This is a genomic window from Nocardiopsis lucentensis DSM 44048, assembly GCF_000341125.1.
Classification (GTDB): domain Bacteria; phylum Actinomycetota; class Actinomycetes; order Streptosporangiales; family Streptosporangiaceae; genus Nocardiopsis; species Nocardiopsis lucentensis.
This window is the reverse complement of record NZ_ANBC01000883.1, coordinates 1-6,614: the sequence shown is the minus strand read 5'-3', so window position 1 is coordinate 6,614 and position 6,614 is coordinate 1. Positions and strand designations below refer to the sequence as shown.

Annotated in this window: 9 protein-coding genes and 1 pseudogene; 7 read left to right on the top strand and 3 right to left on the bottom strand. The window is 71.7% G+C overall.

The genetic code is table 11. From position 1 onward, the window contains the following. Positions 1-213: helix-turn-helix domain-containing protein (locus tag D471_RS37030; RefSeq protein WP_040692022.1), on the top strand; the 213-nt coding region annotated here is incomplete at its 5' end. Positions 214-387: 174 nt separating this feature from the next. Here the strand turns inward: D471_RS37030 and D471_RS41200 are convergent. Both D471_RS41200 and D471_RS0130290 read right to left on the bottom strand, forming a co-directional pair. Then, entirely contained in the window at positions 388-642 is a 255-nt protein-coding gene (locus tag D471_RS41200; protein WP_206538987.1) for a hypothetical protein, read from the bottom strand. Positions 643-672: 30 nt separating this feature from the next. Beyond that, a complete protein-coding gene (locus tag D471_RS0130290; protein WP_026128238.1) occupies positions 673-2,460 on the bottom strand; it encodes an NAD+ synthase in 1,788 nt (595 codons plus the stop codon). Between the two features lie 226 nt (positions 2,461-2,686). On the opposite strand from D471_RS0130290, the pseudogene D471_RS37020 reads away from it, so the two are divergent. The 6 genes and pseudogenes from D471_RS37020 (at position 2,687) to D471_RS42700 (ending at position 5,965) form a co-directional block, all read left to right on the top strand. Beyond that, positions 2,687-4,022, top strand: a pseudogene (locus D471_RS37020) (glutamine synthetase family protein). A 176-nt stretch (positions 4,023-4,198) separates the two neighbouring features. Next, positions 4,199-4,450 carry a metal-sensitive transcriptional regulator gene (locus D471_RS0130280; protein WP_083924430.1) on the top strand — a complete coding sequence of 84 codons (252 nt, stop codon included), beginning with the start codon at positions 4,199-4,201 and terminating at the stop codon, positions 4,448-4,450. 116 nt (positions 4,451-4,566) lie between these two features. After that, complete coding sequence (locus tag D471_RS42425) at positions 4,567-4,701, top strand: hypothetical protein (protein WP_017602080.1); 135 nt, start codon at positions 4,567-4,569, stop codon at positions 4,699-4,701. 17 nt (positions 4,702-4,718) lie between these two features. Next, positions 4,719-4,844, top strand: coding sequence for a rhodanese-like domain-containing protein (locus tag D471_RS42205; protein ID WP_241479750.1), 126 nt, complete (start codon positions 4,719-4,721; stop codon positions 4,842-4,844). A gap of 124 nt (positions 4,845-4,968) precedes the next feature. Next, positions 4,969-5,559, top strand: coding sequence for a rhodanese-like domain-containing protein (locus tag D471_RS0130265; protein WP_017602078.1), 591 nt, complete (start codon positions 4,969-4,971; stop codon positions 5,557-5,559). A 58-nt stretch (positions 5,560-5,617) separates the two neighbouring features. Then, positions 5,618-5,965, top strand: a complete 348-nt coding sequence (locus D471_RS42700) for a SulP family inorganic anion transporter (protein WP_394296866.1) — start codon at positions 5,618-5,620, stop codon at positions 5,963-5,965. On the opposite strand, the gene D471_RS38920 is transcribed toward D471_RS42700, so the two are convergent. Beyond that, positions 5,895-6,614 (bottom strand): helix-turn-helix transcriptional regulator (locus D471_RS38920; protein WP_040692019.1); only part of this gene is annotated, 720 nt, incomplete at its 5' end. The two genes, D471_RS42700 and D471_RS38920, sit on opposite strands and share 71 nt — an antisense overlap.

The following is a 6,614-nucleotide window of genomic DNA, read 5'->3' as shown; positions in this document are numbered from 1 at the left end:
GAGGCCGCGCCCGCCGCTCCGGCCGGGCTGACGGCGCGTGAGACGGAGGTGGCCCGGATGCTCGCGGTGGGGAGCACCAACGCGCAGATCGCGGAGGCGCTGTTCATCACCCCCAAGACGGCGAGCGTCCACGTGTCCAACATCCTGGGCAAGCTGGGGGTGGCCAACCGGGCGGCGGCCGGAGCTCGCGCCCGCGAGCTCGGCCTGCTCTGACCGTCGCCCCCGTCCGACGAAGGGCGGTGGGCGGCCGGCGCTCCCACCCGGTTCCCGTGTCAGCAGGCCACTCACCTGCTGCCCCTCACCGGGGAAACGGTGTCTGCCACCGTCAGGACCGCTGCCGGTCCCGTGGGCGATCGTGCCGCCCCGGTCCCCGTGGGGCCGAACACGTCAGCCGAACGTGAGAGCACCTGCGAGGCGGTCCCGCCCCCAACCGGGGCCGAGCACCTGGGCGCACTGGTCGGCGGTGCGGGGCCGACGCACGCGGGCGGTGCCCCGCGTGCGCACCAGGACCACCGCGATCCGTGCGGCGTCCAGGTGCTCCCGTCCCGCCGGGGAGAGGATCTCCCGATCCCGTTCCGGCGGGAAGCGAAACACCCCGCCGATCTCACCGAGATCCTGGTCCCGCTCCTCGGGCGACCGCACGGTCGCGTGCCGAGACCGGGGCCACACGGCTCAGACGGTCCAGCGGTTGGTGATGGGCAGGCGGCGGTCGCGGCTGAGGTTGCGTGAGCTGATCTTGGTCCCGGGCGCGGACTGGCGGCGCTTGTACTCGGCGCGGTCGACGAGCCGGATGACCCGGCGGACCAGTTCGGGGTCGTACCCGGCGAAGACCAGCTCCGCCTCGCCCTTGTCGGTGCCGACGTAGGCGTCCAGGACCGCGTCGAGGAGGTCGTAGTCGGGCAGGGAGTCGCTGTCGAGCTGTTCGGGACGCAGCTCCGCGCTCGGCGGCTTGGTGATGGAGTTCTCCGGGATCGGCGGGACCTGGCCACGGCGTTCGGCGTCGGCGTTGCGCCAGCGCGCGAGGTCCCACACGAGCGTCTTCCAGCAGTCCTTGATCGGGGCGAACCCGCCCACGGAGTCGCCGTAGAGGGTGGAGTACCCGGTGGCGGACTCGCTCTTGTTGCTGGTGGCCAAGACCAGGTGGCCCTCCTGGTTGGACAGGCTCATCAGCAGGGTGCCGCGCACACGCGCTTGGAGGTTCTCGGCGGCCAGCCCGCTCAGCGGTGCGTCGATGTCCGCCGACGCCTGCTCGAAGGCGGTGACCACGGGCGCGATGGACACGGTTCGGGTGGTGAACCCCTGCCGCTCGGCGAGCTCCTCCGCGTCGCTGACGGAGTGCCCGCTGGAGTGCGCGCTGGGCAGGAGGAGGCCGTGGACGCGGTCGGCGCCCAGCGCGTCGACCGCGATGGTCGCGACCAGCGCGGAGTCGATGCCTCCGGAGACGGCGACCAGGGCGGAGCCGAACCCGTTCTTGACCACGTAGTCCCGTAGCCCCACGACCAGGGCGTGGTACACCTCGCCGGTGTCCGAGAGCGGGTCGGGCCGGGGGGTGACGGTGTTCGCCCGGGGCGGGTAGGGCGTGACCGGCGTGTCGGAGAGGGTGTGGCGGACCACCCGCAGACCGTCGACCTCGGTGCCGTCGGGCACACCGTTGTCGGTCCGGTCGGGCAGGTCGAGGTCGGCGACCAGCAAGGTCTCCTCGAACTGGGGGGCGCGCGCCACGAGTTCTCCGTCGGCGTCCACGATCAGGGAGTCGCCCTCGAAGACGAGGTCGTCCTGGCCGCCGACCATGTTGACGTAGGCCAGCGCGGCGCCGGTCTCACGGGCACGGCGCCGGCACAGTTCGAGGCGTACGTCGTCCTTGTGCCGTTCGTAGGGGGAGCCGTTGAGGGAGACCACGAGGTCGGCACGGGCGGCACGGGCGGCCGTGACCGGTCCGCCCTCCCGCCACAGGTCCTCGCACACGACCAGGGCCACGTCGACGCCGTGGACGCGCAGGACGGGGAGGGTGTCGCCGGGCACGAAGTTGCGAAACTCGTCGAAGACGCCGTAGTTGGGCAGGTGGTACTTGGCCGAGGTGAGCACGGACCGGCCTCGGTGCAGAACGGCGACCGCGTTCTGCGGGGCCCCGGCGGGCAGTCCGCCGTGCGGCGCGAACCCGGTGGGCGGCGCCCCCTCCCGCCGGGAGAGGTGACCCACCACGGCCGGGAGGTCACCCAGGCCCGCGCGGTCCAGGTCGGCGGCGAGTTCCCGGGTGGCCCGGATGGAGGCGGACACGAAGGAGTTGCGCAGTGCCAGGTCCTCGACCGGGTAACCGGTGACGACCATCTCGGGCAGGGCCACGAGGTGGGCTCCCTCTCCCGCGGCCCGCCGGACGGCCGACACGACCAGGTCGCGGTTCCCCTCCAGGTCACCGACTGTGGGGTTGACCTGGGCGAGTGCGATTCTCAACTGTGCCACGCCTTCGAGGGTAGCCGTCTCGTGTTACGCCTGTGGAAGACGGTTCCACGGGGGTCGGACCGGTCATAATGCGGATGTGGGGGTCGGAGTGCTCGGCCCCGACACCGCGTGCGGAAATACCCCGGAAATATGCGCACGGCAGACTGGGTCTGGGACACTGTGTCCGGCTTGGCTCCGCGTTCGGCGGGCCGGGAGCGGGACTGACCGGCATCGAGGAAGGTTGATCGTGAATCGACAGCAGGAATTCGTGCTCCGCACGTTGGAGGAGCGCGACATCCGGTTCGTGAGGCTGTGGTTCACCGACGTGCTCGGGTACCTCAAGTCCGTGGCCGTGGCGCCNGGGCATCGGCTTCGACGGGTCGGCGATCGAGGGCTTCGCCCGCGTGTACGAGGCGGACATGCTCGCCCAGCCCGACCCCTCGACCTTCCAGGTCCTGCCGTGGCGCAACGAGCCGCACGGCACCGCCCGCATGTACTGCGACATCCTCATGCCGGATGGTTCGCCGTCCTCGGCGGACCCGCGCCACGTGCTCAAGCGACAGCTGGGCAAGGCCTCGGACCTGGGGTTCACCTTCTACACCCACCCCGAGATCGAGTTCTACCTGCTGAAGAAGTTCCCCGAGCACGGGGAGTTCCCCGAGCCGAACGACTCGGGCGGCTACTTCGACCACACGCCGCACAACAGCGCGCACGACTTCCGGCGCAACGCCATCAACATGCTGGAGGCCATGGGCATCTCCGTGGAGTTCAGCCACCACGAGGGCGGCCCGGGCCAGCAGGAGATCGACCTGCGCTACGCCGACGCGCTCACCACCGCCGACAACATCATGACCTTCCGGCTCGTGATGAAGGAGGTGGCGATGGAGCAGGGCGTGTACGCCACGTTCATGCCCAAGCCGTTCACCGAGTACCCGGGCTCGGGCATGCACACACACCTGTCCCTGTTCGAGGGCGACCGCAACGCCTTCTACGAGCCGGGTTCTGAGTACCAGCTCTCCAAGGTGGGGCGCGGGTTCATCGCGGGTCTGCTGCGGCACGCGGACGAGATCACCGCCGTGACCAACCAGTGGGTGAACTCCTACAAGAGGCTGTGGGACGCCCCGGCCGCCTCCGCCGGCGCCGGCGGTGAGGCTCCCGCCTACATCTGCTGGGGCCACAACAACCGGTCCGCCCTGGTACGGGTGCCGATGTACAAGCCCGGCAAGTCCAACTCCAGCCGGATCGAGATCCGCTCCATCGACACCGCCTGCAACCCGTACCTGGCCTACGCGGTGATCCTGGCGGCGGGCCTCAAGGGCATCGAGGAGGGCTACGAGCTGCCCCCCGGCGCCGAGGACGACGTGTGGGCGCTGACCGACGCCGAGCGCCGCGCGCTGGGCATCCGCCCGCTGCCGCAGAGCCTGGACGAGGCCCTGCGCATCATGGAGAACAGCGAGCTGGTCGCCGAGACGCTGGGCGAGCACGTGTTCGACTTCTTCCTGCGCAACAAGAAGGCGGAGTGGAACTCCTACCGCCGCCAGGTGACGCCCTACGAGCTCCAGCGGTACCTGCCCACGCTCTGAGGCGGCGGCGCTTCGTCGTCGGGGCCCGGTGGTCCAGTTGGACCGCCGGGCCTTGGCGTTTCCGATGGAGCCGCGTGCGGCGTGGTGCTCGTCTCGAACTCCCTGAGGGCGAATGGGTACGGGTGGGGGTATGTTGTGTCCAACGGAGGTGGTCAGCGGTGGAACTCAAGCCGGAGATGATCAAGGACGCCCTCACCCGGCTGCGCCGCGCACAGGGGCAGCTGAGCGGCGTGATCTCGATGATCGAGGAGGGCGAGGACTGCGTGGACGTCCTCCAGCAGCTCGCCGCGGTGTCCAGGGCGCTGGACCGGGCCGGATTCAAGATCGTGGCCACGGGCATGCGACACTGCAACGCCGCACGCGAGCGCGGCGAGGAACCGCCCATGACCGAGGAGGAGCTGGAGAAGCTCTTCCTGGCACTCGCCTGAGGTCGGAACCACCTGACCGGTGTCCGCGCATGCGGACACTCCCGTCATCCGCATACCCCCGGTACGCCTTCGTCCACCGCACACCCCTGGGCGTGTCTTCCCGAAAGGGAGACGTCATGATCTTCGCCCAGTACCACCTCGACTGTCCGCCCCAGGCCTCCCACCTCATCGGCGACGAGGCCACCGGCCGTGCCGTGGTCGTCGAGGGCGCGGCCACATCCCGCGGCCGACCCACCCTCCCGGATCGGTGAACTGCCGGCTGAGCCCCGTGGTGGTCCACCGCGCGGGCGGCCACCGGTCCGGTGTCGCCGCGAGCCACGTGCGTTCGCGCGGCCGCGAGGACGTGTCAGACCTGACCGGCGGGTACAACGCCTATCAGCTCGTGTCCGTCTGACCGAGGAGGCGACGGCGTGCACCCGAGCCCGTCGTATACCCCCCGGTGTATTCATTCCTCGGGGCGGGAGCCGTCCTCTCCCGCCCCGGCACTCCCCCGAACCGCTCACCAACCTGGAGGACTCATGTCAGACACCCTCGACGTCGCGTCGGCACGCGCGCTGATCGACACCGACCCCGACACCCTGCTCCTCGACGTTCGCACCCCGGCCGAGTACGAGAGCGCCCACATCGCCGAATCCGTCAACCTGCCCCTGGGGCTGGTCCAACGCCACCTGGAGCGGGTCACGGCCAACGCCGGCGGACGCCTGGTCCTCGTCTGCCAGTCGGGGGCGCGCGCCGAGCGGTGCCGGACCGTCCTCGCCAAGGCCGGGCTCACCGACACCGCGGTCCTGAACGGAGGCATGTCCGCCTGGGCCGCCTCGGGCGCCCCCGTCGTCCGCGGCCGTGAGCGCTGGGCCCTGGAGCGGCAGGTCCGCTTGGTCGCCGGGAGCATCGTCCTCACCTCCGTGATCGCCGGCCTGTGGTGGTCCCCGGCCGTGTGGGTCGCCGCGTTCATCGGAGCGGGGCTCACGTTCGCGGCCGTCTCCAACACCTGTGCGATGGGCACACTGCTCACGAAGCTGCCCTACAACCAGCCGCGCGACGCGGTCGACGTCGAGGCCTCGCTGGCGCGGATCGGCCGCGCCGGCGGTCGGGCCACCGGAACCGCGTGAGCGCCGGGGCCGACGGCCACCCTTCCGGCCCTGGTGGTCGGCGCGGTTTCCACTGGTGATGGGCCTGCTCCGGCTCGGCGGACTCGCGGACTTCCCGTCCCGCTCCGTCCTGTCGGGGTTCACCTCCGCCTCCGCCGTGCTCGTCGTGGCGAGCCGGGTGAGGGACCCGCTCGGACTGGACGCCGCGCGTTCGGCCACGCCGCCGGGCACGGCGGCGGCCGTCGTGGACGGTCTGACGACGGCGCACGGAGCGCATGTCGCCCGGCCTGTTCGGCGGGCTTCCGGTCGCGGACGGGTTCGCGTGCGGCGCGGTCGGAGTGGCCCCGTCCCCGGAGTCAGCCGATACCGAGGTCACGGGCGCGCACGGCGGCGGCGTTGCGGTTGGACACGCCGAGCTTGGCCATGAGGTTGGTCAGGTGCACGCTCACCGTCTTGGCCGAGATGTGCAGCGCCTGCCCGATCTCCCGGTTGGTGCGGCCCTGGGCGACCTCGGCGAGCACCTCGGCCTCGCGCCGGGTGAGCCCCGCGGGCGGGACCTCCCCGGAGGGGGCGGCGGTGGCGCCCTCGGCGGCTTCCAGGGCGGGCGGCGCCCCCTCCGCCAGCCCGTGGCGGATCCGCAGCAGGGCCGCCTGACGGCCGATCAGTGTGAGTCCGTACCGCGCCGCCGTCCCCTCCACGACGGCGAGGTGGGCGGCGGCCCGGTCGCGGTCACCGGCGCGCAGGGCGGCCCTCACCGCAACCAGCAGGAGCTCAGCCTGAAGCACCGTCCGCCCCTGTGTCCGGGCCAGGTCGAGCGCCTCCTCGCAGGACGCCAGGGCCTCCTCGGGGTCCTCCGCGATCAGCCCCGCCAGGTACCCGGCGGCCAGTCGGCGGCCAGGGTGGCCCGGCCGCTCACGCAACGTGCCCAGGGCCGCCCGCAACTCCGTGATGGACTCCCCTACCTCCTCCCTACGGTCCGGGTCCTCGGCCGAAGAGACCAGGACCTCCGCGATCTCGGCGAGGAAGGCCGCGTACAGGTCCTCCGGCAGTTGCCACCGGCCGCCCCTGCTCCGGTC